Annotated in this window: 24 protein-coding genes; 17 read left to right on the top strand and 7 right to left on the bottom strand. The window is 58.1% G+C overall.

Going from position 1 to position 26,250, the window contains the following annotated elements:
• The 3 genes from PFY00_RS12395 to PFY00_RS12385 all read right to left on the bottom strand — a co-directional run bounded on the left by PFY00_RS12395 (position 1) and on the right by PFY00_RS12385 (position 3,363).
• Positions 1–1,359, bottom strand: a complete 1,359-nt coding sequence (locus PFY00_RS12395; protein ID WP_271432862.1) for a TRAP transporter large permease — start codon at positions 1,357–1,359, stop codon at positions 1–3.
• Entirely contained in the window at positions 1,359–2,021 is a 663-nt protein-coding gene (locus tag PFY00_RS12390) for a TRAP transporter small permease (RefSeq protein WP_271432861.1), read from the bottom strand. The genes PFY00_RS12395 and PFY00_RS12390 overlap by 1 nt, the downstream gene beginning before the upstream one ends.
• 109 nt (positions 2,022–2,130) lie before the next feature.
• Positions 2,131–3,363 carry a TRAP transporter substrate-binding protein gene (locus tag PFY00_RS12385; RefSeq protein WP_271432860.1) on the bottom strand — a complete coding sequence of 411 codons (1,233 nt, stop codon included), beginning with the start codon at positions 3,361–3,363 and terminating at the stop codon, positions 2,131–2,133.
• Between the two features lie 107 nt (positions 3,364–3,470).
• Here PFY00_RS12385 and PFY00_RS12380 point away from each other — a divergent pair, with 107 nt between their 5' ends.
• Entirely contained in the window at positions 3,471–5,069 is a 1,599-nt protein-coding gene (locus PFY00_RS12380) for a GMC family oxidoreductase (protein ID WP_271432859.1), read from the top strand.
• A gap of 78 nt (positions 5,070–5,147) precedes the next feature.
• On the opposite strand, the gene iolB is transcribed toward PFY00_RS12380, so the two are convergent.
• Complete coding sequence (gene iolB / locus PFY00_RS12375; RefSeq protein WP_271432858.1) at positions 5,148–5,954, bottom strand: 5-deoxy-glucuronate isomerase; 807 nt, start codon at positions 5,952–5,954, stop codon at positions 5,148–5,150.
• Between the two features lie 517 nt (positions 5,955–6,471).
• Between iolB and urtA the strand changes: the two genes are divergently transcribed.
• From urtA to urtE, 5 genes are all read left to right on the top strand, one after another.
• Complete coding sequence (gene urtA, locus PFY00_RS12370; RefSeq protein ID WP_271432857.1) at positions 6,472–7,752, top strand: urea ABC transporter substrate-binding protein; 1,281 nt, start codon at positions 6,472–6,474, stop codon at positions 7,750–7,752.
• A gap of 85 nt (positions 7,753–7,837) precedes the next feature.
• On the top strand, positions 7,838–9,778 hold the full coding sequence (gene urtB / locus PFY00_RS12365; protein WP_271432856.1) for an urea ABC transporter permease subunit UrtB: 1,941 nt from the start codon (positions 7,838–7,840) through the stop codon (positions 9,776–9,778).
• A 3-nt stretch (positions 9,779–9,781) separates the two neighbouring features.
• A complete protein-coding gene (urtC, locus tag PFY00_RS12360; RefSeq protein ID WP_271432855.1) occupies positions 9,782–10,948 on the top strand; it encodes an urea ABC transporter permease subunit UrtC in 1,167 nt (388 codons plus the stop codon).
• Positions 10,945–11,694 (top strand): urea ABC transporter ATP-binding protein UrtD, encoded by a 750-nt coding sequence (gene urtD / locus PFY00_RS12355; protein ID WP_271432854.1) that lies wholly within the window; start codon positions 10,945–10,947, stop codon positions 11,692–11,694. The genes urtC and urtD overlap by 4 nt, the downstream gene beginning before the upstream one ends.
• Positions 11,687–12,391 (top strand): urea ABC transporter ATP-binding subunit UrtE, encoded by a 705-nt coding sequence (gene urtE, locus PFY00_RS12350; RefSeq protein WP_271432853.1) that lies wholly within the window; start codon positions 11,687–11,689, stop codon positions 12,389–12,391. Before urtD ends, urtE begins: the two co-directional genes overlap by 8 nt.
• Positions 12,392–12,401: 10 nt before the next feature.
• On the opposite strand, the gene PFY00_RS12345 is transcribed toward urtE, so the two are convergent.
• Positions 12,402–13,424, bottom strand: a complete 1,023-nt coding sequence (locus PFY00_RS12345) for a LacI family DNA-binding transcriptional regulator (protein WP_271432852.1) — start codon at positions 13,422–13,424, stop codon at positions 12,402–12,404.
• 158 nt (positions 13,425–13,582) lie between these two features.
• Between PFY00_RS12345 and PFY00_RS12340 the strand changes: the two genes are divergently transcribed.
• The 11 genes from PFY00_RS12340 to PFY00_RS12290 all read left to right on the top strand — a co-directional run bounded on the left by PFY00_RS12340 (position 13,583) and on the right by PFY00_RS12290 (position 22,644).
• Positions 13,583–13,768 carry a hypothetical protein gene (locus PFY00_RS12340; protein ID WP_271432851.1) on the top strand — a complete coding sequence of 62 codons (186 nt, stop codon included), beginning with the start codon at positions 13,583–13,585 and terminating at the stop codon, positions 13,766–13,768.
• Between the two features lie 24 nt (positions 13,769–13,792).
• Positions 13,793–14,941 (top strand): TRAP transporter substrate-binding protein, encoded by a 1,149-nt coding sequence (locus PFY00_RS12335; protein WP_271432850.1) that lies wholly within the window; start codon positions 13,793–13,795, stop codon positions 14,939–14,941.
• 116 nt (positions 14,942–15,057) lie between these two features.
• The gene (locus PFY00_RS12330) at positions 15,058–15,570 is read left to right on the top strand and encodes a TRAP transporter small permease (RefSeq protein WP_271432849.1); all 513 of its coding nucleotides are present in this window, start codon (positions 15,058–15,060) and stop codon (positions 15,568–15,570) included.
• Positions 15,571–15,584: 14 nt separating this feature from the next.
• Positions 15,585–16,913, top strand: coding sequence for a TRAP transporter large permease (locus PFY00_RS12325; protein WP_271432848.1), 1,329 nt, complete (start codon positions 15,585–15,587; stop codon positions 16,911–16,913).
• Between the two features lie 12 nt (positions 16,914–16,925).
• Positions 16,926–18,233: a histidinol dehydrogenase gene (gene hisD / locus PFY00_RS12320; RefSeq protein ID WP_271432847.1), complete on the top strand. Its 1,308-nt coding sequence runs from the start codon at positions 16,926–16,928 to the stop codon at positions 18,231–18,233.
• Positions 18,234–18,239: 6 nt separating this feature from the next.
• Positions 18,240–19,001 carry an SDR family NAD(P)-dependent oxidoreductase gene (locus PFY00_RS12315; protein WP_271432846.1) on the top strand — a complete coding sequence of 254 codons (762 nt, stop codon included), beginning with the start codon at positions 18,240–18,242 and terminating at the stop codon, positions 18,999–19,001.
• Entirely contained in the window at positions 18,998–19,978 is a 981-nt protein-coding gene (locus PFY00_RS12310; protein WP_271432845.1) for an alcohol dehydrogenase catalytic domain-containing protein, read from the top strand. Before PFY00_RS12315 ends, PFY00_RS12310 begins: the two co-directional genes overlap by 4 nt.
• Before the next feature lie 33 nt (positions 19,979–20,011).
• Positions 20,012–20,422, top strand: coding sequence for a universal stress protein (locus PFY00_RS12305; RefSeq protein ID WP_271432844.1), 411 nt, complete (start codon positions 20,012–20,014; stop codon positions 20,420–20,422).
• Between the two features lie 61 nt (positions 20,423–20,483).
• Positions 20,484–20,990 (top strand): sulfopyruvate decarboxylase subunit alpha, encoded by a 507-nt coding sequence (gene comD / locus PFY00_RS12300; protein WP_271432843.1) that lies wholly within the window; start codon positions 20,484–20,486, stop codon positions 20,988–20,990.
• Entirely contained in the window at positions 20,987–21,541 is a 555-nt protein-coding gene (gene comE / locus PFY00_RS12295; RefSeq protein WP_271432842.1) for a sulfopyruvate decarboxylase subunit beta, read from the top strand. Before comD ends, comE begins: the two co-directional genes overlap by 4 nt.
• Positions 21,541–22,644 (top strand): alpha-hydroxy acid oxidase, encoded by a 1,104-nt coding sequence (locus PFY00_RS12290; RefSeq protein WP_271432841.1) that lies wholly within the window; start codon positions 21,541–21,543, stop codon positions 22,642–22,644. Before comE ends, PFY00_RS12290 begins: the two co-directional genes overlap by 1 nt.
• Positions 22,645–22,726: 82 nt before the next feature.
• Here the strand turns inward: PFY00_RS12290 and PFY00_RS12285 are convergent, their stop codons facing one another.
• Together PFY00_RS12285 and PFY00_RS12280 are read right to left on the bottom strand one after the other, a co-directional pair.
• Entirely contained in the window at positions 22,727–25,654 is a 2,928-nt protein-coding gene (locus PFY00_RS12285) for a valine--tRNA ligase (protein ID WP_271432958.1), read from the bottom strand.
• A gap of 377 nt (positions 25,655–26,031) precedes the next feature.
• Positions 26,032–26,250, bottom strand: coding sequence for a DUF1127 domain-containing protein (locus PFY00_RS12280; RefSeq protein ID WP_408648460.1), 219 nt, complete (start codon positions 26,248–26,250; stop codon positions 26,032–26,034).

The following is a 26,250-nucleotide window of genomic DNA, read 5'->3' as shown; positions in this document are numbered from 1 at the left end:
TTATCTATCCGGTAGCAGGGCCAAGGCCAGCTCTGGCGTCAGTGAGACGAGAACCCAGACACTGATCAAGGCGATGAGATAAGGCACCGTGTAACGCAACAGCCTGAAATACGGAACACCAGTGACGCCGGATGCGACGTAAAGGTTCAGACCATAGGGTGGCGTGATAAAGCCAATGGATGCACCCACGAGGAAGATCACCGAGAAATGGATCGGATCGATGCCCACGCTGGCCGCGATTGGCGCCAGAATAGGAGCAAGAATGATCGTGACCGGCAGCGATTCCAGCACCATGCCCGAGAAGAACACGATGACCATCGAGGTGAACAGAACCGCGTAGTATCCACCCATGGACGTCACGAAATCACCGATCACCTGCTGGGCACCCAGCAGCGACAGGATCTGCTGCATGACAACCGACACGGCAATCAGCGGCGCAAGGATGCCGGTGATTTCCGCCGAGCGCATGGTGATGCCCGGGATCTGGAACAGGGTAAAGCCTTCGACGACCAGCTGTTCGGCATAGGACTTCTCTTCCCATGTCTTATCCTGACGCAATTTGAGCAGGCGTGTGATCAGGTAAGAAGCCAGACCCGCGATGATACAAAAGCCAACGGTGACACCCGCTGCTTCGGTGGGAGAGAATTTGCCGGTGTAGATGCCCCAGAGCACCAGACCGATGGCAAAGAAACCCAGCCAAGCGCCAAAGGCTGTCTTGAGCACACGGTTCAGCTGAAGCGGGATCAGGTAGCCCCAGCCGTTGATGCGGCAGATAATCCAGCAGGCAACCTGCATGCCGATGACCATCAGCGCACCGGGAATGATGCCCGCTACGAACAGATCCGAAATCGGCAGGTTCATCAGGAAGCCGTAGACAATGAAGATGATCGAAGGTGGAATGATGATCCCAACCGTGCCGCCCGCAGCCGCGGTAGCAGCCGAGAAGCGTTCGTCATAGCCGCCCTTGACCATTTCAGGATGCAGCATCGAGCCGATCGTCGCCGTGGTGGCCGAGTTCGAGCCGGAGATCGCGGCAAACAGACCGCAGGCCCCCAAGCTGGCCATGGCCAGACCGCCACGTAGCCATCCCAGACAGGCATAGGCAAAGTCTGATAGCCTTCGGGCAATGCCGGATTTGTTAATCAAATCCCCGGTCAAAATGAACAGTGGCATCGCGAGAAGCGCAAAGCCTTTGTTGAAGACGTTCAGAAGCTCAGCGCCCATGTTGTCGAGCGTAAGGCCCAGCACGAAAGAGCAGCCGACAACCCAGTAGGCGATCACGAGAAAGACCGGCACGCCCAGCATGAACAAGAAGGTGACCCCAAGCGAGATCAGTGTAACAAGAGTTCCGTCGGTCATCACACATCTCCCCCGATCACGGCTTGTTTGATCAGCGGCTCGCCGCTGCGCCAATTGCGAATGTCGTCCCGGATGTTCTGGATCGCGCGCCCCGCCATCAGCAAGGCCGCGAAGGGTGCGGTAATCAGGAACCACCAGAGCATCGTGTTGTCTGTGCCCAGAACGATCGCAAAGTTGGATGCGGACAGGGCTGTCTGGCGGGCGGTTGTCACGAAGAGGATCAGCGCAAAGCCGAACCACAGTGCAGCGTCCAGCCAAAGGCATGCAAATTGCGCGCCGCGCGGCATGGCTGTCCGGAACTCGGAAAAGCTCAGGTGTGTGCGCTTGCGAATGTTAAACGACGCACCGAACCATGCCATGATCATAAACAGCAGGGGCGGGATCGTTGTCGACCAGGGTTGTTGGTTGGAAAAGATAAAGCGATCCACAACACCCCAGAAAATAATGAATGCGATGGCCAGATAGCTGACGACCATGATTGTCCGCTCGAGAGTACGCTCGATGAATGGTACCTTTTGATAGACAACCGATACGAGCCAACCGCCAATGAGCAGGGCCACGATGCCCAGCCACCACGTTGCGTCGCTACGCAGCGCGTTGCGGATTTCAAAACTGTCCTGAGACATTAGCGCTGCAAAGATTGCGCTGATATCAGCCCACATAGGCCGTCCTCCTCCCATATGTTTTGCCTCGGCCGGTTTTCCGGTCTTTGGAGGCATAAAGGTCGGCCCTAGCGACTAGGGCCGACCCAATTCAAAGCCTAACGTGGCTTTAGCCTTTCCACCAGCGGCGTGGCTCTACGTTTTCAGCCAGCGTGATGTCATGCTCACGGACTGTGTCGTAGATTTCCTGGTAGGTGTCGATGCCACCGGCCCAGCCGTTGATGCGCTCACGCCACTGTTCCCAGAGCTGTGGCTGGAACTCAGGCGAGCACATTTCCTCGGCCTTGCGGATTTCCGCGTCGGACAGTGCCGCAACGCGAACGTTGTTCTTGGCAAAGATTGTGTCCGGACCCTGATGTGGGTGGCTGAAGCCGACAGTGTTGACCAGCGCCGCTTCGTTGGCCGCCTGAACGTGTACCTGTGTGAGGTACGACGCTTCCATGACGGCGTCCTGAAGCTGACCGTCCAGCTTGTCAAAGCTGGATGCGTTCATCGCGGTGTGTTCTGTACCGCAGAAGAAGCGCAGGTCGACACACTGGGATACAACCGGCGACATGTTGGCGTATGCCACGGCCGAAGCCCATGTTTCCGCGCCGTCGATCAGACCCTGCTTAAGGCCGTCCAGCGTTTCTTCCCATGCGACCGGAACCGGGTTCAGGTTCAGGGCGTTCATGGCGATACGGCCAAGCTGTGTCCCTGTCACGCGGTTCTTGGTGCCGGCCAGCTGCTCAACGCTGGTGACGGTTGGCTTGTCCTGCCAGGCAAGGCCCAGCTGGATGCCGCGCAGTTCTGCGTGTGTGAACAGGAACTTCAGGCCGTGACGCTTTTCGAAGGGGTCACGCAGCACTTCCTGGCTCTTGGGATGGTACATGAAGTAGTACTGATCCGCACGCGAGCGGAACATGTAGGCATAGTCCAGAACGTTCAGGTAAGGCGCGCCACCGGCAGAGTTCTGTGTGGACGCAGCGTAAAAGTCCACGATGCCCTGCTGCGCTTTTTCCACGCAGGACAGCTGACCACAGATCTGGTTGTTGCCGATGAATTCGATACGGATCTCACCGTCTGTACGCTCTTCGAGATCACGTGCGAATTCGAGGCAGCCAGCCCGTTCAATCAGAAGGTTCTGCGGGTTAAAACCAGCCGCGCCGAACTTCATTTGGAACTTTGGCTCTTTCTTGTAGCGCTTGTTGTACGTTGATTCTGCGGCCTGGGCGAGATTCGCCGCAGTCATTGCGCCGCCAAATGCACCTGCGGCCATAAGCGTCGAGCTCATGCCGTAAGTTCCTGCGATCTTGAAGAAATCTCGACGTGAGACTCCCTTGATGCGATCGTAAACTCCCATTGCTTTCCTCCCGTTTTAGCAATTATTGAGAATAACTGTTTCAAAAAAGGCTAGACCAGTATTTGCGATTTGCATAGTGTTTTTGCAGGACGGGGAGGAAATTAACGTTGGAAGCAGATTATGTGATCGTAGGAGCGGGCTCGGCTGGGTGCGTTCTTGCCAACAGGCTGAGCGCTGATCCAAAGGCCAAGGTCGTGCTGCTCGAAGCCGGGGGCCGGGATTTGAATCCATGGATCCACGTGCCGGTTGGCTATTTCAAGACGATGCATAACCCATCGTTGGATTGGTGCTATAAAACCGAGCCGGATCCGGGCCTTAACGGCCGATCCATCGATTGGCCGCGCGGCAAAGTGCTGGGTGGATCGTCATCGCTGAATGGTCTGCTTTATGTACGGGGGCAGGCCGAAGACTATGATCGTTGGCGCCAGATGGGCAATGTCGGCTGGGCATGGGATGACGTGCTGCCACTCTTCCGGCGCGCTGAAAACAACGAACGCGGCGCGGATGATTTTCACGGCGACGATGGCCCTCTGTCGGTTTCAAACATGCGAATCCAGCGCCCTATCTGTGATGCATGGGTCGCGGCAGCCCAAGAAGCGGGCTATCCATTCAACCCCGATTACAACGGTGCCAAGCAAGAAGGTGTTGGTTATTTCCAGCTCACCACGCGTAACGGTCGGCGGTGCAGCTCTGCTGTGGCGTATCTGAACCCGGTCAAGAATCGTGAGAATTTGCAGATCATAACGCGGGCTATGGCGACCAAGATTGTCATGGACGGCAAAAGGGCTGTGGCCGTGCGCTATGCGACCCGTTCTGGCGAAGAAGTGGAAATCCGGGCGCGGCGTGAAATCATCCTGTCAGGTGGAGCAATCAATTCGCCGCAATTGATGATGCTGTCAGGCATAGGCGATCCCGAGGCGCTCAAGGCACACGGCATCGATCCCGTGCACGCATTGCCGGGTGTCGGAAAGAACCTGCAGGATCATTTGCAGGCGCGGTTGGTTTACAAATGCAATGAGCCGACACTGAATGACGAAGTACGCAGCCTGATTAATCAGGCCCGGATCGCGATGAAATACGCGCTCTTCCGCGCGGGCCCAATGACCATGGCGGCCAGCCTTGCCACCGGGTTCTTGAAAACGCGTCCGGATGTTGCGACCCCGGATATTCAGTTCCACGTGCAGCCGTGGTCGGCTGACAGTCCGGGCGAGGGGGTTCACCCGTTCTCGGCCTTTACCATGTCAGTGTGCCAGTTGCGTCCGGAAAGCCGGGGCGAAATTCAGTTGAACGATGCCAAACCCGGCAGCGCGCCGAAAATCATTCCAAAGTATCTGTCCACGCAAACGGACTGCCAGACTGTTGTCGAGGGTGTGAAAATCGCGCGCAACATCGCGCGGCACGCGCCATTGAGTTCAAAGATCTCGGAAGAGTTCCGTCCGACCAGTGATCTGGATATGGACGACTACGAAGGCACCTTGGACTGGGCGCGCAACCACTCGGTTTCGATCTATCATCCTACCGGGACCTGCAAGATGGGCGATGGGCCAGATGCGGTTGTTGATCATACGCTCAAGGTGCACGGAATTGCGGGTCTTCGAGTGGCCGATTGTTCGATCATGCCGGAAATCGTTTCGGGCAACACCAACGCACCGGCAATCATGATCGGAGAGAAAGCCTCTGATCTCGTGCTCAACGAAGCGTCATAAATTGACTGCGCCGCAATCAAGCGGCGCATCATGCTCCTTGGATGTAGATTAGGCCGCGCGACTGGCGCGCTCACGTCGTCAGGCGTCGCGCTCCATGATCCACTCAACCTCGGGGGCCGGGACGAAACGCCATTTGCGCAGCGGACCGGCCATCACATTGAGATAGTACATCTCAAAGCCATAGGGCGCGCCGCAGGGGTGATGACCACGTGGAACCAACACCACGTCTCCGTCGCTGACTGCCATTGTTTCGTCTAGCTGGCCGTCATCTGTATAGACACGCTGCACACCAAATCCTGATGCCGGGTTCAGGCGATGATAGTAGGTTTCTTCCAGATAGGTGATGCGGGGATAGTCGTCTTCGTCATGGCGATGGCTGGGGTATGATGACCAATGTCCAGCCGGAGTGAAGACCTCTGTGACCAGAAGGCTGTCGGCAAAGTCTTCGTTTTCCATCGCGATGTTGTTGATGTGACGGGTATTCGTCCCTTTGCCGCGTTCGGTCAGGGTAATCCCGTCCGGTCCGATGCGCCGGGCTTCGTGGCCGCTGTGGCCGGGGGCGGAGCAGACAGCCAGAACACAGTCCGTTTCGGCAATCGCTTCCCATTCGGTGCCATTTGGAAGGTAAAGACAGTGGGGCGCGGTTTTTTCGAACACGTTCATCCGCTCACCCAGAACGCCCCAATCCTGACCGGCGCCGGTGATCGCGGCCTTTCCCTCGACCATAACAAGGATCACTTCGCGATCACCTGTTACCTCTGCTGCGCGATCACCCGGTCTGAGCCGATAAAGAGAAAATCCCACATACCGCCATCCCGCACTTTCTGGTGTGATCTGGTGGACCTTGCCTCGGGTTCCAAACGGTTTGCACAAAAGATCAGGCATGGGGTTTTCCTTGGTCTGAAGATCGGTTCGTACCGCTGATGAAAGACTGCGATCCGTTTTACCGAAAAACTACGTATTCGAAAGGCCGCACCTCGAAAACCCTGCTTCCGCAAAACGAACATCAGCATTTTCGTTCCGTCCGTGCCAGTGCTGCCAATAAAGCGAATCCAAAGCGCGCCCTTTCTGCAGTGCAGCGATGGTGTGCTGCTGGATGCGGTGCGTTGCTGTCTAAAAAGCAGGCACATGCCCCAAAAAGGTGCTTCAAAAGCAGGCAAATGACGCGAAGACAGGCTTAATTCTGGCCGTAAGCTAGGAAAGGTGGCTGCGCTGTGACCCTCTGCAATCGCCCGATTTGGGGCACAGGGAACCCGCAGAGGCGCATCTTGGCCGATACCTCCCCTGCGGGACACAACATCACTGCTGTCCGGGTCAGATAATCTGCTCTGACCCACCTTCCAAGAGCGGACATGCTTTTTTTGGAACGGAAAGACAGCGCATCTATGAAGGACCGTAAAATATGGTGAACTTCCGTACGCTTTCGACCGTGGCCGTAGCAGGTCTGCTGTCCACTACCGCTGCCTATGCCTGCGAAGCCCCGATCAAGGTGGGCGTTCTGCACTCCCTCTCGGGCACCATGGCGATTTCCGAAACCACTCTCAAAGACACAATGGAACTGCTCATCGAAGAGCAGAACGCCAAGGGCGGCGTTCTGGGCTGCCAGATTGAGCCTGTCGTTGTGGATCCCGCATCCGACTGGCCGCTGTTTGCTGAAAAGGCGCGCGAGTTGCTGACCGTTCATGAAGTGGACGTGATTTTTGGCAACTGGACGTCGGTCAGCCGCAAATCCGTTCTGCCCGTGATCGAGGAACTGAACGGCCTGCTGTTCTATCCTGTTCAGTACGAAGGTGAAGAAAGCTCCAAGAACGTATTCTACACCGGCGCCGCGCCAAACCAGCAGGCCATCCCTGCCACCGATTACTTCCTTGATGAACTGGGCGTTGAAAAGTTCGCGCTGCTGGGCACTGACTACGTTTACCCACGCACGACCAACAACATCCTTGAAAGCTATCTCAAGGGCAAAGGTATCCCCGAAGAAGACATCTTTGTGAACTACACACCCTTTGGTCATTCCGACTGGGCGACCATTGTTGCTGACGTTGTTGCGCTGGGCGCCGATGGCAAGCAGGTCGGTGTGATCTCGACGATCAACGGCGACGCCAACATCGGTTTCTACAAAGAACTCGCGGCGGCCGGCATCTCGGCGGATGACATCCCGGTTGTTGCGTTCTCGGTGGGCGAAGAAGAACTGTCTGGCCTCGATACATCGAACCTTGTCGGTCACCTGGCGGCCTGGAACTACTTCCAGTCGGCAGAATCCGAAGCCAACGACGCATGGGTCGCCGCATGGAAAGCCAAAATGGGCGAAGAGCGTGTAACCAACGACCCTATGGAAGCCCACTACATCGGCTTTAACATGTGGGTTAACGCGGTCACGGATGCTGGCACGACCGAAGTCGACGCTGTGCGCGCCGCAATGTACGGTCAGGAGTTCCCGAACCTGACAGGCGGTACCGCTGTGATGCTTCCGAACCATCACCTGTCCAAGCCTGTCCTGATCGGCGAAATAACAGCCGACGGCCAGTTCGACATCATCAGCCAGACCGCTGAGGTTCCGGGCGATGCATGGACAGACTTCCTGCCTGAATCGGCTGTGCTGGTTTCTGACTGGAAAGAACTGGGTTGCGGTATGTTCAACACCGAAACCGAAACCTGTGTTCAGTTGACTTCGAACTACTAAACACGACCGGCGCGCGGCGTCTCCTCCCTGACCGTCGCGCGCCACATTAATCCCCCAAAACCACCATCAAAACTCAGGCTGCCTCATGTTCCGAAGGCTATTGCTCGTTTGTGCCCTTGCCTTGCTGCCCGTCGGGTTTGCGCAGGCCCAAACACTTCAAGATCTGCTTCAGTCGCACGCTGACGAAGTGCAAAAACCGGGGCGTCGAAGCGTTGGTGTTTTGATCGACGATCTGGTCGCAAGTGAACTGCCCCAAGCCGTGACGTTTCTCGAAGCATGGCGCGACCGCGAGATCGTGCGACGGGATGCGGACGGTCTGTTCTTTCGGGGGCAGGGCAAAGACCCGGTCGCCCTGATTGATCTGGACACGGGCGAAGATGTTGGCAGTGTTGGAAAATCCGAAGTCAGCCAATCACGCCCCAATGGCGGAGTCCGTAAGCTGATCGGCGAAGCGCTGGTGCAATTCCAGTTGCTGGATCCGGATCTGACCAAACGCTCAGAAGCAGTCGACGCCATTGCACGCAGCATGGACGCAAGCCAGTTGGCCCCGTTGCAGGGCTCTATCGACGCAGAACCGGACGCGGCACTGAAGGCTAGAAAAGAACGCCTTGCAGGCATGCTGACCGCGCAGTTCGGCGCGACGACGCAGGACCGGGTGCTGGCGATTGAAAAGATCTCGACTGATCTTTCCGTAGATGTGCGCGCGGTTTTGAACAGGCTGCTGACAACGCAGTCGAATGTTGCTGCCGAACTGCCGGCAAACGCCAATATCGCCAAAGTCTTTGAACTGGGCGCTGATCTTTCGGCAGCCGACGCGTACGGGCAGCTTGTCGACGCGGAACTGGCGCCACCGCTTGTGGGGGCTGACGCAATCCGCGAAGCACTGGTTGCCAACATTGAAGACGGTGCGGTTGGCGGTGTTCAGGTGCACGCCTTGAACAATGATGCGGCCCGCGCGCAGGCCTATGCCGCGCTTGCCGGACAGGGTCTGGTTCCGCCCTTGGTCACCCAAGCGGATCAACAGGCCAGCATAGCCGCACATCAGTTTTTCGAAGTCTATGAAGAACCTGACACGGCCGTCACTGACGCGGCCCTGGCGGCGCTTGAGGCGATTGAAACGCGGGTTGGTGTTTCGCAGGCTGTCGATCTGGGACTCGATGCGCTGTCACTGGCCTCAATCTACTTTCTTGCCGCGATTGGCTTGGCCATCACCTTTGGGGTTATGGGCGTCATCAATATGGCGCATGGCGAATTCATCATGATGGGCGCCTACACCGGCTACGTGGTGCAGCTTTTTGTGCCGGATTACACGCTGTCCATTCTGATTGCCCTGCCGCTGGCCTTTGCGGTGACATTCGGGGCAGGGGTGACAATGGAGCGGCTGGTCATCCGGCATCTGTATCATCGCCCGTTGGAGACGCTATTGGCGACCTTTGGGATTTCGATTGCCTTGCAACAGCTGGCCAAGAACATCTTTGGCACGCAGGCGCGCCCGCTGACGTCTCCGGCATGGCTGGACGGAGCACTGGTGTTCAATGACGTGATTGCCATCAGCTATATCCGCATCGCGATTTTCGTCATGGCGCTGGTGTTTCTCGGGCTGATCCTGTTCGTTCTCAAGCGAACCAGATTGGGTCTTGAAGTGCGGGCTGTGACGCAAAACCCCGGCATGGCCGCCTCGATGGGGATCAACCCGGACCGCATCAACATGCTGACCTTTGGTCTGGGGTCCGGCATCGCGGGGATCGCAGGCGTGGCCATCGGGCTCTACGCCAAGGTCACATCGGAAATGGGGGCGGACTACATCGTTCAAAGCTTTATGACCGTTGTGGTCGGAGGCGTCGGCAACGTATGGGGCACTCTGGCTGGCGCCGGTCTGATCGGCGGTCTGCAAAAAGGCATCGAATGGCTGAACCCGTCGAACACCCTCGCGGCGCAGACCTACATGATCCTCTTCATCATTCTTTTCATCCAATTCCGGCCAAAGGGCATCGTTGCCCTCAAGGGCCGTGCAGCGGCGGACTGATCCATGCAGCGTTCCTTTATCGCACAAAACCCCTCGGTGCTCTGGTTTCTGCTGGCGCTGTCCCTGTTCACGCTGGGTGTCACCATCCTGTCCGAAGCCTTTGGGTCCGGTTTGATTTCGACCAGTTTTGTAAAGACGCTGGGCAAGACGCTTTGCCTGTGTCTGATTGCCGTCGCAATGGATGTCGTCTGGGGCTACTGCGGTATTCTCAGTTTGGGGCACTTTGCCTTCTTTGGGCTGGGCGGTTACGCCGTCGGGATGTGGCTGATGTACGCCCGAACAGAAGCGTTGATAATCGAAAGCCTTGCCAGTCAGCCGATCCCGCCAACCCCGCAAGAAATCAGCGATGCCATCGGCAACCAGATTTTCGGTGTTGTCGGAAGCTCAGAGTTTCCGTTGATCTGGGCCTTTGCCGATAGCCTGTTTCTGCAACTTTTGATGGTCGTGCTGGTGCCGGGCCTGCTGGCGCTGGTTTTTGGCTGGCTCGCCTTCCGCAGCCGGGTCACGGGCGTTTATCTGTCGATCCTGACGCAGGCCATGACACTGGCGCTGTCGCTCTACCTGTTCCAGAACGACTCGGGCCTGCGTGGCAACAATGGCCTGTCCGGGCTGCAAAACATCCCCGGATTTGAACAGACCGGACAAGCGACCCTGTCGATCGTCTTTTTCTGGGCTTCGGCCTTCGCGCTCGGGGCGGGCTATCTGTTCTTCGCCTGGGTCGTCTCAGGCAAAATGGGAAGCGTGATCAAGGGTATCCGCGACAACGAAGCAAGGGTCCGCTTCCTTGGCTATCATGTCGAAAGCTACAAATTGTTTGTCTTCACGATCACCGCGGTGGTCAGCGCCATAGCCGGTGCGCTGTATTACCCGCAGGCGGGCATCATCAACCCCGGAGAGATCGCCCCCATCGCCTCGATCTATCTGGCAGTGTGGGTGGCCATTGGCGGGCGCGGGCGGCTTTATGGCGCCGTGATCGGGGCGGCGTTTGTGTCGCTGTTGTCCAGTTGGTTCACCGGTGGCGGTGCCCCGGACGTCCCGCTTGGTTTCTACACGATCCAATGGACCGATTGGTGGCTGGTGCTGCTGGGCCTGTCGTTCGTCGCCGTAACTTTGTTCTTTCCAAAAGGCATCGGCGGTCTGTTTGACTATGTATTCAGGAAACCGTCATGAGCACGCTTTTGGAAGTATCAGGCGTTTCCGTCACCTTTGACGGCTTTCGCGCGATCAACAATCTGTCCGTTCAGTTCGCCGAGGCCGAACTGCGCGCCATCATCGGGCCCAATGGGGCAGGCAAGACAACCTTTATGGATATCGTAACGGGCAAGACCAAACCTGACGAAGGCCGGGTGATCTGGGGTGAAAAGAACCTGTCTTTGCTCGGGATGTCTGAGTCCGAGATCGCGCTGCAGGGCATTGGACGCAAGTTTCAGAAACCAACGGTTTTCGAAGACCAGACCGTGCGCCAAAATCTAGCCATGGCGCTGAAAAACCCGCGCAGCCCGCTGGCGGTTTTGCTGCACAAAAAGACCAAATCCAATGCGGAACGGATCGAGGCAATCGCCGAGCAGATCGGTTTGACCGATAGCCTGACCCGTATCGCTGGAGAGTTGAGCCACGGGCAAAAGCAATGGTTGGAAATCGGGATGCTCTTGGCGCAGGATCCACGGTTGTTGCTGGTCGATGAACCGGCTGCTGGAATGACGGTGGAAGAGCGCGAGAAGACGACGGATATTCTGCGCGAAGCGGCCAAGACCCGCGCGGTGGTCGTGGTGGAACATGACATGGAATTTGTGCGCCGCCTCGATTGCAAAGTGACCGTTCTGCACGAAGGATCGGTGCTGGCCGAAGGGAGCCTTGATCACGTCACGTCGAACCAGCGTGTCATCGACGTTTATCTGGGGCGCAGCCATGCTTGATGTTGAAAACCTGACCCTCCACTACGGTCTCAGCCAAATTCTGTTTGATGTGACACTGTCTGCCAAGGCGGGCGAGATCACCACCCTTATGGGCAACAACGGCGTTGGCAAAACCAGCCTGCTCAAGGCCATTGCCGGGCGCCATCCGGCATCGGGCGGCTCGGTTAGCGTGGATGGCAAACAACAGGGCCGCGCCACGGCCTTTGCTCTGGCGCAAAACGGTATCGCCTATGTTCCGCAGGGGCGCGAAGTTTTCCCGATGATGACGGTTCGGGAAAACCTGGAAACCGGATTTGCCTGTCTGCCCAAGTCAGAGCACACGATACCGGACGAGGTGTTCGACTTGTTTCCGGTTCTGCGCGACATGGAAGCCCGGCGCGGCGGTGATCTGTCCGGCGGTCAGCAACAGCAATTGGCGATGGCACGGGCACTGATCACACGGCCAAAGGTGCTCTTGTTGGATGAGCCAACAGAAGGCATTCAGCCCAACATCATTCAGCAGATCGGTGAGACGCTGAAAACGCTGCGCAGCCGCAGGACCATGGCGGTCGTGCTGGTTGAACAGAATGCGGATTTCGCATGGGGGCTGGCGGACAAGATCTATGTGATGGAGCGCGGCACCATCAAACGCGGCGTGCGCAAAGCCGACTACAGCAAGGCGGCGCTGTTGGACGATCTGTCATTGCAGGGGGCCTGATCGGTTCGTGTCACGATCGCGGTTCAGCGACAGACCCGCGCATGACGACGTGAGATTCCAGCTCTTTTCCTACGCCGTCGGTTTTGTTTTCGATCATGTCCACCAGCTGCTGCGCGGCCAGCCGCCCCATTTGGCGGTGCGGCACGTGAACAGTGGTCAGGGCTGGGGTGACGACCTGAGCAAGTTCGATATCGTCAAAGCCGGTTATGGACACATCATCGGGCACTGATAGGCCCAGTTCGGCCGCACCGCGCATTGCGCCAACCGCCAGAACATCGTTGCCGCAAAGCACGAGGCTGGGCCGGTTCGGGCCGGTCATGAGCGTCTTGAACGCCTCGGCACCTTCGTTGATGTCGTAGGAAACCTCGACGACATACAAATCATCAGCCGAAAGACCATTTTGTTCCATCGCGATCCGCGCGCCCTCGATACGCATGCGCGCACGGTCGTTTTCTGCACTGTGGGCTGAAATCATCGCGACGCGCGTATGGCCCATGCCAAGCACCTGCGTGGTCAGTGCGCGCATTGCGCTTCGGTTATCAAAGCCAATGGATGGGATTGCGGCGTCGGGATCGAATGACCACGCCGCCAGAACCGGCACCCGTTGCCTTTGCAGATAGTCGTATAACGCTTGATCCCGGTCATATCCGATCAACAACAAACCGTCTGCGCCGCGAGCCACCAGCGCGCGGACCTGCTCTTCTTCGGCTTCGGCTTGATAGGCCGAACTGGACACAAGCAACGTATACCCGTGATGATGCAGTTCTTCCTGAAATGCCTGCAAGCCGCGTGCAAAGATCGCGTTTTCCATCGTCGGAATGATCGCACCGACGGTAAAGGTGCGTTGAACAGCCATAAAGCGCGCTGCGAAATTTGGCGTGTAACCCAGTGTCTTGATGGCGCTGTCCACGCGTTCACGGGTTGGGGCGGATACCATCTTCGGATCATTCAGACAGCGCGAAACCGTCGCTGTCGAAACCCCGGCAGCGCGGGCAACGTCATCGAGGGTTGGCGGGGCAGGGTGATCGGACATGGGGCTGTGCGTTTCGATATTGGGTGTGCTTGTGAATAGGCCTTCGCAGTGTCGTGTAAAACCGGCTTCAGCGCAACGGCAGTATGTAAGCGCTTGCATTTTGAATGTAAGCGCTTACAGTGCGCCTACAGTCACTACGCCTAGGGAGGGCGCAACTGATGTTCCTTTATGCCTCTGTCGCCGTTTTTGTTGTTTACTTTTCGAACGTTACGATGGGCGCCTTTTGGGACACTGCGTTTCTAGGAGATGTGGGCGAGTCGCTGGTACTCTTCGCGGCAACACTACTTTTCGTTGTTGCGATCCTGAAAAAAGAAGCTGACCGAGACAACAAAAACGGTAGCTGACCAAGTCCATTGGGAGGATGAAGAATGGATAACGAAACACGCGAACTGGCATCTGCTGAGCGCCGTAATTTCCTGAAGCTGGCGGCTTCGGGTTCGTTCACAGCCGCGCTGGTCGCAGGCGCAGGCGGTATGTTGTGGTCGTCCGAAGCAGCAGCGCAAACCGCGAACGAAGAGCGGGATCGCGAAAAGGCAGCCGAGCATGTCATGACGATTGCTACGGCCTATGTGCTGGGCGCGTCGCGCAGCTATCCGATCATGCAGCTGGACCTCAAAGAGAATATCCAGAACGCAACCAACGGCAAAGTCTATGTCAAGCTCGCCCCCGGTGGTCAGCTGGGCGCAGGCGGCGCGCTGGTTCAGGCGGTGCAGGGCGGCACAATTCAGGCTGCACAGCATTCGCTGTCCAACTTTGCGCCATTCGCATCCACAGTTGACCTGATCAACATGCCTTACCTGTGTGGCTCCAATCAGCGCTTCACCAACCTCGTGACATCCGACTTCTGGAAGTCCTCGGTTGAGCCGAAGGTTGAAGAAAACGGCTTTAAAGCTCTTTTCTACATCAACATCGATCCACGTGTTGTTGCAGTCCGTAAGGGTGGCGCTGGCGCCGTTCTCACACCGGGCGATCTGGATGGCGTCAAGTTCCGCGTTCCAGGCTCCAAGATGCTGCAGCAGTACTACCGCATGGTTGGTGCAAACCCGACGCCAGTGGCATGGGGCGAAACGCCCTCTGCGATCAAGCAGGGTGTTGCTGACGCGCTGGATCCATCCGTGGGCGCGCTGTACGTCTTTGGCTTCAAGGACATCCTGAGCCACGTGACATTTACGCAGGCGGTTCCGGACAGCCAAGTTTACTCGTGTAACCTCGAGTGGTTCAACTCGATGCCGGCCGACGTTCAGGAAGGCATCATGTGGGGCGCAGAAATGACAGCGCACCAGAACCTCGCCAAGGTGCCTTCGGCGCGTTCCTATGCCATGGCTGAGCTGGCCAAGGCCGGTGTTGAATTCCATAGCCTGAGCGAAGATCAGCTGGGTGAGTGGAAAGAAGCGGGTGGCTACCAGCGTTCCGAATGGGACGAGTTCAAGAAAGAGCTGGCTGGTTCCATGGACAACTTCGCCAAGATGGAAGAAGCCGCCGGTACGCAGGGCAAGTACTACGTGCACGACGCCTAATTACATCCACCGGGCGCCGAATGCCGGCGCCCGGTTTTTCCCCCGAAAAATTAAAGCGTTACAGGCTGGCCAATGTATGTCGGCAGTTTCGCTTTGTCCGAAACCGGAGCGATCTGATGAATTTCTTGCGCACATTGGACAAGAACGCCGAGCGCTGGCTGTTGTTGGTCTTCTACGTCATGCTGGTTATCACGATGGCGATCGAAGTCTTGCGACGAGAGATATTTTCATACTCGTCCATCTGGGGCGAAGAGATCGTTCGGTATTCGTTCATCTATCTGGCCTGGATCGGAGCCGCAGCCGCCGTCAAGGAACGCGCACACATCCGGATCGACGTTCTGATGCATTACGTCGGGCCGCGCGTTAAGGCACTTCTCTACATTCTGGGCGATCTGGTGATGTTCGGCGTAGCCATCATCGCGCTCTACTGGTCGCTCGAAACGGTTCATGTGTCCGCGAAATTCGGGTCTGTCACCGACGGGCTTCGGGTTTCGAAGGTCTGGTTTCTGATGGCCGTGCCGGTTGGATTCGGCCTGATGATGATCCGGTTGGTTCAGTCGCTGATCCGCGATTTCAAATCTCTTCGTGACGGAACGCCCGTCTACGAAGGCGACACTTTGTTTGACTAAGGGCGGTACGCGACATGCTTTGGAATACAATGAACCAAACCGTCGAACTGGGCTGGGATTTCTATACACCCGTCATCCTGTTCGTCGTTCTGATCGCGCTGGCCGTACCTGTCTGGGCTGCCATCGGCACCTCTGCGATCCTCATGCTGGTGATGTCCGGTGACCTGCCACTCAGCCTTGTGGGTGAACGTCTCTTTACCGGGATTGATGCCTTTGCGCTCACCGCTGTCCCGCTCTTCATCCTGACAGGTGACGTGCTGGTGCGGACCGGGCTTAGCCGCAAGTTTCTGGATGTTGCCGAAGCCTTGACCCAGTTCGCCAAGGGCGGGTTTGGTTCCGCGACCGTTCTGGTGTGCGGCATGTTCGCTGCGATTTCCGGATCTGACGCGGCGGGCGCCGCTGCTGTCGGACGGATGACTATCGCGCGTCTGGTGGAGTCGGGCTATCCGCGGCCCTATGCCTGTGCGCTCGTCGCGGCGGGTGCCTGCACCGGGATCCTGATCCCGCCATCCATCGCCTATATCATCATCGGCCTTGTTCTGGGTATTTCCGCATCAACCCTGTTTTTGGCTGCGGTCATTCCCGGACTGGCCATTCTGCTGTCGATCCTCGCCACCAACGTCATCATGAACCGGCTTTATGGCTGGGAAGGCGGCGGCAACATCTCGATGAAAGAGTATTTTGCTAATCTTGCCAAAGCTCTGAAGTCGGGTTGGTACGCCTTTATCGTGCCGGGCATCATCTTCTACGGTATCTTCTCGGGACGGCTGACGCCGACCGAAGCAGGCGCGACTGCTGTCGTGGTGACCATCCTTATGGGCTTTATCCTGCGGACCCTGACCTTTGCCGACTTCCCGGCAATGCTGGTCAGCTCGGCCAAGGTGAATGGTGTTATCCTGCCGATCATCGCTTTTTCTGTGCCTCTGGCCGAAGCTTTGGCCATCATGGGTGTGCCGCAGGGTTTCGTGACATCCGTCACCTCGCTCACCAATGAGCCATGGTTGCTGATCCTGCTCATGATCGGAATCCTGATCGCGGCGGGTTGCGTCATGGAAACCACCCCGAATATCGTGATCCTTGCACCAATCCTGAAACCGCTTGCTGACAACATTGGCATGAATGAAATCCAGTTCTGCATCATGATGATCACCGCCCTGGGCGTCGGCTTCATCACACCTCCGCTGGGTCTGAACCTTTTCGTGGTGTCGGGGATCACCGGAGAAAGCATCCTGAAGATCGCAGCCCGCGCTGTGCCCTTCGTTCTGTGCATGTTCATCGTTGTTCTGCTGATCGCCTATGTCCCGGCGATCTCCACCACTCTTCTGCCTGATATCTACAAATAGAAAGACCAACACATGGCTCGTGAATATCTCAAGAAAGCTGCCCTGACCCCGAAGTCCGATGCTTCGTCAGTGCATGACACAGTCGTATCCATCCTCAATGACATCGAAGAGGGCGGGGATGCGAAGGCGATGGAATATGCCGCCAAGTTCGACCAGTACGAAGGCAACGTGCTGCTGACCGACGAAGAGATTCAGGCGGCAATTGCACTGGTGCCCGAAAAGCTAAAGCAGGACATCCAGTTCGCACATGACAACGTTCGCCGGTTTGCCGAGTTGCAGAAAAGCACCGTTGCCAATGTCGAAATGGAGATCCAGCCCGGTTTTGTCGCCGGTCAGAAAGCCATTCCCGTCGATGCAGCCGGCTGCTACGTGCCCGGCGGCCGCTACAGCCACATTGCCTCGGCCATCATGACGGTGACCACTGCGAAAGTTGCCGGCTGCAAGCACATCACCGCCTGTTCGCCTCCGCGCCCAGAGGTGGGCGTCGCCCCGGCGATCGTCTATGCGGCGCACATCTGCGGCGCCGACAAGATCATGGCAATGGGCGGAGTTCAGGGCGTTGCGTCCATGACGTTTGGCCTGTTCGGCTTGCCCAAGGCCAACATCCTTGTTGGACCGGGCAATCAGTTTGTGGCTGAAGCCAAACGCATCCTGTTCGGCCGTGTCGGTATCGACATGATTGCGGGCCCGACGGACAGTCTGATCCTCGCAGACTCGGGTGCCGATGCGCATATCGTGGCCACCGACCTCGTCAGTCAGGCAGAGCATGGTTACAACTCTCCGGTCTGGCTTGTGACGGATGACCGGGCTCTTGCGCAAGAGGTCATGACCCTTGTGCCTCAGCTTATCGATGATCTGCCCGAGCTGAACCGCGACAACGCGGCTGCTGCTTGGCGCGACTATGCCGAAGTGATCCTTTGCGCGGACCGCGAAGAAATGGCCGCAACTTCGGATGAATACGCGCCCGAGCATTTGACCGTTCAGGCCGAAGATCTGGATTGGTGGCTGGAGCATCTGACCTGCTATGGATCGTTGTTCCTTGGTGAGGAAACCACTGTTTCCTACGGCGACAAGGCGACCGGCACGAACCACGTTCTGCCCACATCGCGCGCTGCGAATTACACGGGCGGTCTTTCGGTACACAAGTACATGAAAATCGTCACATGGCAGCGCGCAACGCGTGAAGCCTCCAAAGACGTGGCGATTGCGACCGCGCGGATCAGCCGCCTTGAGGGGATGGAAGGTCATGCCCGGGCCGCGGATGTACGTCTGGCCAAATACTTCCCGGGTCAGAATTTCGATCTGACTGCTGAGGGCTGAAGACTGATGCGCGATCCTCGTGATCTGTTTGACCTGACCGGACGGGTGGCCTGCATCACCGGCGCCAGCTCGGGCCTTGGCCGACAAGCGGCCAAGGCTCTGGCCGCTGCGGGTGCGCAGGTTGTTGGCGTGGCACGCCGCGCAGATGCGTTGGACAGTCTGTGCGCCGAAATCGGTGACGCGTCCGCTTCGGTCGCGGCAGACATTGCGGATCGCGCGCAGATCGGTGCACTGGCTGAACAGATCAGCGTGCCTTTCGGGGCACCTGACATCATTGTGCATGCGGCTGGTTTGAACACCAGACAGGCGGCCGATGACGTGACGGATGACGGCTGGGATCAGACCCTGGCGATCAATCTGTCTGCGCCATTCTTCCTGTCGCAGGCGCTCGTGCCCGCGATGAAGGCCAAAGGATGGGGACGGATAGTGAACTTTGCCTCGCTGCAAACCACACGCGCTTTCCCCGGTGGTATAGCCTATGGTGCGACCAAGGCCGGGGTTGGCCAACTGACCCGCGCCATGGCCGAAGCATGGTCACCTTTCGGCATTACCGCCAACGCAATCGGTCCGGGCTTTTTCCCGACCGAACTGACCAAGGCCGTTTTCGATGATCCGGACCGGGCCGCGCGCAACGCGACGCAGACCTGCATTGGCCGCAATGGCCGCATGGAAGATATGGACGGACCACTGATGTTTCTGTGCTCGGATGCGTCGAGCTATGTCACGGGGCAGGTCCTAATGGTTGACGGGGGGTTCACCGCAAAATGAAGGCTCTTGTTTACGAAGGTGTGGAAACACTTGGATTTCGCGATGTTCCTGAGGCTGTGCCTGCCGCCGGAGAACATTTGATCCGTGTTGAGGCTGTCGGCATCTGCGGCTCGGATATGCACGCCTATCTGGGCCACGACGAACGGCGCCCTGCGCCTTTGATCCTCGGACACGAGGCCGCAGGCGTCATTGTGGGTGGGCCGCGTGATGGCGCGCGTGTGACAGTGAACCCCTTGGTGACCTGCGGGCGCTGCAAGGCTTGCACAACGGGCCGCGAAAACATCTGCGCAGAACGCCAGATCATTTCCATGCCGCCCCGCGAGGGTGCATTCGCGCAATACATCGTGATGGGCGACGCAAATCTGGTTGAGGTGCCGCAGGATGTATCCTTTGCAAAGGCATGTCTGGCGGAACCGCTGGCGGTCAGCTGGCATGCCGCGCGGCTGGCGTTAGAGGCTCTGCATAAAGACATGGAGCGCAAGGCGCTGGTGATTGGTGGCGGCGCCATCGGTTTGGCGGCTGCACTTGCACTTCGGGCCATGGGCGTTTCGGATGTCACAGTGGCCGAGCCGAATGATGCGCGGCGTGCCTATCTCGCAGGGCAGTGCGACCAGACGGTCGTCGCGCAGGCCGAAGGCAGCTATTCCGTTGTGATCGACGCGGTGGGCTATGCTGCTACGCGTGCATTGGCGTCGTCGCTTGCTGCTCCGGGCGGTGTGATCGCGCATGTCGGTCTGGGTGAAAACACCGGCGGTCTGGACGTAAGGCGGATGACCCTTCAGGAAATCACCTTTATCGGGACCTACACCTACACGGCGCAGGATTTTCGCGATACCGCTCAGGCCATATTTGACGGTCGGCTCGGCACGCTGGACTGGGCCGAAGAACGTCCGCTTAGCGAAGGGGCAGAGGCCTTTCGGAACCTGCGCGCAGGTACAGTCGCGGCGCCCAAAATTGTTCTGACACCTTGGCCTTGATCCGAACCCGAGACGCAACCGCAGGAAAAACAGATGTATAACAAGATCCTTGTTCCCATGGCGCTCGACCACGGTGTATCGCCGATGACATTGGGCATTGCCAAGGCGCTGTGCGCCAAGGGTGGTGAAATTGTTGCCCTGCACGTGCACGAAGCGCCGCAGGGCTCGGTGATGGCCTATCTCGACGAAGAGATCATCAACGAAGGCTACGCCCGCGCCCGCAAACAGCTTGAGGAAAAGCTGAGTGATGTTGACGGCGTGAAGGCGGAAATCGTCAAGGGACACACCTATCGAACCATCATTGACTATGCAGCGGCCGAAGGCGTCGATTGTATTGTCATGGGATCCCACAAACCCGGGCTTAGCGACTACTTGCTGGGCTCTACGGCCGCCCGAGTCGTGCGGCATGCGCCCTGTGCGGTACATGTGCACCGCCCCGGCTGACCCCATTCCAGAATATAGAAAACGCGCAATTCGCGCCCTAACCTGAAAGGCCCATAAGTCCATGAGCATCGACAAGAAGATCACTGATGATCTTGTCGCCAACGATATCTCTTTTGTAACCACGGTGCCCTGCAAGCAGCTTGCTGGCGTCATCGAAGAGATCGACCAGCGCGAAGAGATATTTCACATCCCCTCCAACAAGGAAGACGAAGGCATGGGCCTTTGCGCTGGTGCGTGGATGGGTGGTAAACGCCCGGCCATCATCATGCAAAACACAGCCATTGGTGTCACCATCAATACCTTGGCGACCCTGATCCAGTACTACCGGATGCCGCTGCCGATGCTGATCTCGTATCGCGGCGAGTTGCGCGAACCTGTGGCTTGTCAGGTCGAAATGGCCGTGCACACCAAGGCGCTGCTGGCACAGATGAACATTCCGACCTACCACTTCCACAACCAGTCTGACGTGGAAGAACTGGACATGATCCTCAAGTACACCTTCATGTGCAACAAGCCGGTCGCAATCCTGACCGACGCCAACTTCTGGGGAGGCTACGGAGACCAATGATCCGTTCTGAAATTCTCAAGGAAATCGCCCCGATCCTGCGCGACCAGCTGGTTGTCTGCAACATCGGCATTCCCAGCCAGGAACTGCACGCAATCGACGATCAGCCGACCAACTTTTACATGTTGGGCACAATGGGCCTGTCGTCTTCGATTGGTCTGGGGCTTGCTTTGGCACAGCCCAAAACCGTGATCTCGATCGACGGTGACGGCTCTGTTCTGACCAACCTTGGCACATTGCCAACGATTGGGAACAACATGCCTTCGAACTTCATTTTGATGATCGTCGACAACGGGTCCTATGGCTCTACCGGTGACCAGCCAACCTATACCGGACGCAAGACCGATCTGGCAGGCATGGCGCGCGCGGCAGGTTGCGACAACGTCGTCGAAGTGCAGGACGTGGACACGGGCAAAGCCCTGCAGGAAGCAATCGACGCACAGGTCGGCACCGTGATGATTGTCAAATGTGACAGCGGCAACGCGAAAATGCCTGTTATCACAATGGACCCTGTCGTGATCCGCGATCGCTTTATGAAGGCTGTCGAAGCCTGATGACAGCAGGGGCCATTCATAGCGCCGAGGACGCCCGGCGCATTGCGCGCCGGCGTTTACCTTGGATGGTCTTTGACTACATTGATGGTGCCGCTGGCACTGAAACAGGGGCGGCGCGCAATCGTGCCGCCCTTGATGCGCTGACTTTGCGGCCCCGGGTGTTGCAGGACGTCAGCCAGCGTTCGATGGCTTCGTCGGTTTTCGGGCAGGCCACGGAACGGCCCTTTGGTATCGCGCCAATGGGGATGTGCAATCTGTCCGGCCCCGGCGCTGATCTTATGCTGGCGCGTCTGGCGGCGCGCTACAAGATCCCCCATGGAGTCTCGACCGTTGCATCGACCCCGTTGGAGCAGATCATCGAAACGGCTCAGGGTCACGCCTGGTTTCAGTTGTACTTTAGCGGCGACGGAGCAGGCACTTTCAAGTTGGTTGAGCGGGCAAAATCCGCTGGATATCAAACACTTGTTCTGACGGTCGATGTCCCCGAAGTGGGGCGCCGTCCGCGCGAGTTGCGGCACGGTTTCAAGATGCCCTTCAAGATCGGTCCCCGTCAGTTCGTTGATTTTGCGCTGCACCCCCGATGGTCCATCGGGAGCCTCTTGGCAGGCAAACCGCAGATGGCAAACTTTTTGATGGACGGGTATGAATTTGACCGAACCGAAAGCCGTGCCAAGGCGGACTGGAGCACTTTGGCCCGTCTTCGTGATGCGTGGCCCGGCAATCTGGTCGTCAAGGGTGTGCTGGATTCAGAAGACGCGCTGCGCCTGAAACAAGAGGGCGTGGACGCCATTCAGGTGTCCAGTCACGGCGCGCGGCAGCTGGAAAGTGCCCCGGCGCCGATCGCCTGTTTGGCTGCCATCCGCGAAGCCGTTGGCCCGGACTATCCACTGTTTTTCGACAGCGGGTTGCGTTCGGGCGAAGACGCGCTCAAGGCCTTGGTGCATGGGGCGGATTTTGTGTTTTTTGGCCGCATTCTGCAGTTCGCAATCGCCGCTGCCGGTGAGGCCGGGTTGGAACGGTTGTGGGATGTTCTCAGCGATGAGATGTCGATCGCAATGGCGCAAACCGGGATGCGCGACCTGTCCGGGCTGCGTGGCGCTTAACCTGCTGAAATAAAAATAAAAAGCCCGACCTCCAAGGGAAGGTCGGGCTTTATTTTTTCGTGCCTACAGGCAACCCAAAGCGTTAGCCAATCTCGGCCAAACGCGCGAGCGCGTCCTTGATCTGGCGCTCTTCTTCCTCGCGTGCGGCAAGGTTGGCCTTGGCTTCCTCGACCACTTCTTCGGGCGCAGAGGCTGCAAACTTGGGGTTGTTCAAACGCCCGCGCAATCCGCCCAATTCCTTGGCCAGCTTGCCCAGCGTCTTTTCCAAACGCGCCTTTTCCTCGGCGACATCGATGATGTCTGCCAAAGGCATTCCAAAGGTTGCTCCGCCCGCGGGAACGGTCACGCAGCCTTTGGGGAAATCCGTGACTTCCTCAAGGCTTTCAATCCGGGCCAGCCGCTTGATCAGTGTCTCTCCGCGTGCCCACATACCGCGGTCACGATCGCCAAAACCTGTGGCCAACAACGGCACATATAGTCCGGCGGGGACGTGCATCTGCGCACGGGCCGAGCGAACGCCTTCGATCACGCCAATAACCCAGTCGATCTCGGCAGCTGCTTCTTCGTCGACCAAATCGGCGGCGGAATAAGCTGGCCAATCGCCGTGCACCAGCATTTTGGGCCGCTGTGCCAATGCGCCCCACAGCTCTTCGGTGATGAAGGGCATGAAGGGGTGCAGCATCAACAGACATTGATCGATGACCCAGGCCATGGTCTGGCGGGTTTCATCGGCCAAGGCCTTGTCTTCGCTGCTGAAAAGCGGCTTGGAGAATTCTACGTACCAGTCACAGACCTTGCCCCAGACAAAGGCATAGAGCGCGCTGGCCGCGTCGTTAAAGCGATATTCTTCCAGCGCCTTGTCCACGCTTTCGCGAACTTTTGCGGTCTCTCCAATGATCCAGCGGTTCAGCGTCGCCTCTGGCGTTGGCAGGCTGCCGTCCGAGCCAATGGCATCGTTCATTTCGGCAAACCGGCAGGCGTTCCACAGTTTGGTGCCAAAGTTCCGATAGCCTGCGATGCGATCTTTGGACAGTTTCAGAACGCCCCCGATCGAAGCCATGGACGCATTGGTAAAACGCAGTGCGTCGGCGCCGTATTCCTCAACGATTTCAAGCGGGTCGATGACGTTGCCGGTGGTCTTGGACATCTTCTTGCCCTTCTCGTCGCGGACGAGCTGGTGCAGGTAGACGGTGTGGAAGGGGATCTTGTCGTTCACCGCCGTCGACATCATGATCATCCGGGCGACCCAGAAGAACAGAATGTCAAAGCCGGTGATCAGCACATCACCGGGGTAGAAGCGTTTGAGTTCCTCGGTGTCCTCGGGCCAGCCCAGCGTGCCAAAGGGCCAGAGGCCGGAAGAAAACCATGTGTCGAGCACGTCGGGGTCCCGGGTCAGTTTGACCCCGGCACCCGCCTTTGCCTGTGCTTCTTCCTCGGACGGCGCACAGTATTCATTCCCCGCTTCGTCAAACCAAACCGGGATCTGGTGCCCCCACCAAAGCTGGCGCGAGATGCACCATGGCTCGATGTTTTCCAGCCAGTGGTAATAGGTTTTTTCGCCGCTCTCGGGCATGATCTTGATCTCGCCCGAACGCACAACATCCAGCGCGGGTCCGACAACCTTTTCGGCGTCGACGAACCATTGGTCCGTCAGCATTGGTTCGATCACGACCTTCGAGCGGTCGCCAAAGGGCTGCATGATCGGTTTGGCCTCGACCAGCGCGACCTCGGTCACGGGCGGCTCTTCTTCGCCTTTTTTCAGCTTGGGCTTGGGGCCAAGGCGCGGGTCGTCCGAGGTGGTCATGACTGCCAGACCGTCCTCGGTGATCTCGCGCACCACGGCTTCGCGTGCTTCGAACCGGTCCAGACGGCGCAGGTGATCAGGAACGAGGTTGATCGCGTCGGCTTCGGCCTCAGTCAATGTGCGTTCGCCGTTGGCCACGGCCATGGCAATCGCCGCCGCCTCCGCGTAGGGCGCGCCATCGGCACGCATCGCGCCGCGCGTGTCCATCAGGCGGTACATCGGAATGCCGCCGCGCTTGGCCACTTCGTAGTCGTTGAAGTCATGCGCGCCGGTGATCTTGACCGCGCCCGACCCAAAGTCCGGATCCGGGTAAGGATCGGTGATGATCGGGATCAGGCGCCGGTGCTCTTTGGGTCCAACCGGAATTTCACAGAGTTTTCCAACGATTGGCGCGTAGCGCTCATCGTCCACATGCACGGCAACCGCACCGTCGCCCAGCATGGTTTCGGGGCGCGTCGTCGCGATTGAAATGTAGTCGCGCTCTTCTTGCAGCACGACATTTCCATCCTCGTCCTTCTCGACGTAGGTGTATGTCACACCGCCCGCGAGCGGGTACTTGAAGTGCCACATGTGGCCGGCCACTTCGATGTTCTCGACCTCCAGATCGGAAATCGCGGTTTCGAAATGGGGGTCCCAGTTGACCAGCCGCTTGCCGCGATAGATCAGGCCCTTTTCGTACATGTCGACGAAAACCTTGATCACCGCATCGTGGAAGTTGGGCGAATTTTCGTGCCCGGTCCGGGGATCACCGGGCGCGCCAGCCATGGTAAAGGCGTTGCGGTCCCAATCGCATGAGCAACCCAGCCGTTGCAGCTGATTGATGATGGTGCCGCCGTATTCGCCCTTCCATTCCCAGACTTTTTCAAGGAATTTTTCGCGGCCCAGATCGCGGCGACCGGGCTGGCCGGTGTTGGCCAGCATCTTTTCCACCTGCAACTGGGTCGCGATGCCCGCATGGTCCTGTCCGGGCTGCCACAGGGTGTCAAACCCGCGCATCCGGTGCCAGCGGATCAAGATATCCTGCAAGGTGTTGTTAAAGGCATGGCCCACGTGCAGCGCACCCGTCACGTTGGGCGGCGGGATCATGATGGTAAAGCTTTCGTCACGCGATTTATTGGCCCCTGCACGGAAGGCACCGACATCCAGCCAAGCCTTTGTCAGCTTGGGTTCCGCCGTTTTTGCGTCAAAGCTTTTGTCCAGTGCCATGGCCATCAATCCCGTGTGTTTCTTGGCCGCTTGAGATAGCGGCAGAGGCCGAGAATGGAAAGGGTTCATTGCTTGGAAACATGGGCGCGATTGGTGGTTGTCAAACGCGCGATAAAAAAACGGCGACACTCTGGGAGGAGAGTGTCGCCGTTCGAAGTTACAGGCACCCCAGGGAGGAGGAGAGGGGCCCTGATCTGAATTCCTGCGGCGACGCTAGGGAGGAGGAGAAGCGCCGCCGCTGATGTGTCGGGCCCAGGGAGGAGGAGAGGGCCTTTCACGTTGGAGCCGAAGCTCCGAATTTGAGAGGTGGCTAAGGGAGGAGCGCCACCTCTTGTTTCGAACCGGTCAGGGAGGAGGAGAGACCGATCCGAAAAATCTTAGAGTTCGTACGCAGCCTGATAGGCGATGCGGCGGATCTCGGTGCGGTTCAGGCCCAGATCAGCCAGTTCGCGGTTGCTGAGTGCCGACAGCTCACCAAAGGTTTGTTTGTAGACACGGCGACGTGCGAGGCGGGCGCGCAGATCCATGCGCCACTCTTCAAAGCGGGCAGCCAGTGCGGATTGCAGCGATACATTTGCGTTGCTTGTGTAAGCCAT

The sequence above is a fragment of the Thalassococcus lentus genome (assembly GCF_028023555.1).
Lineage (GTDB): Bacteria > Pseudomonadota > Alphaproteobacteria > Rhodobacterales > Rhodobacteraceae > Thalassococcus_A > Thalassococcus_A lentus.
Note: the sequence above shows the minus strand (reverse complement) of the source record. Positions and strands in the feature narration are given on the sequence as shown.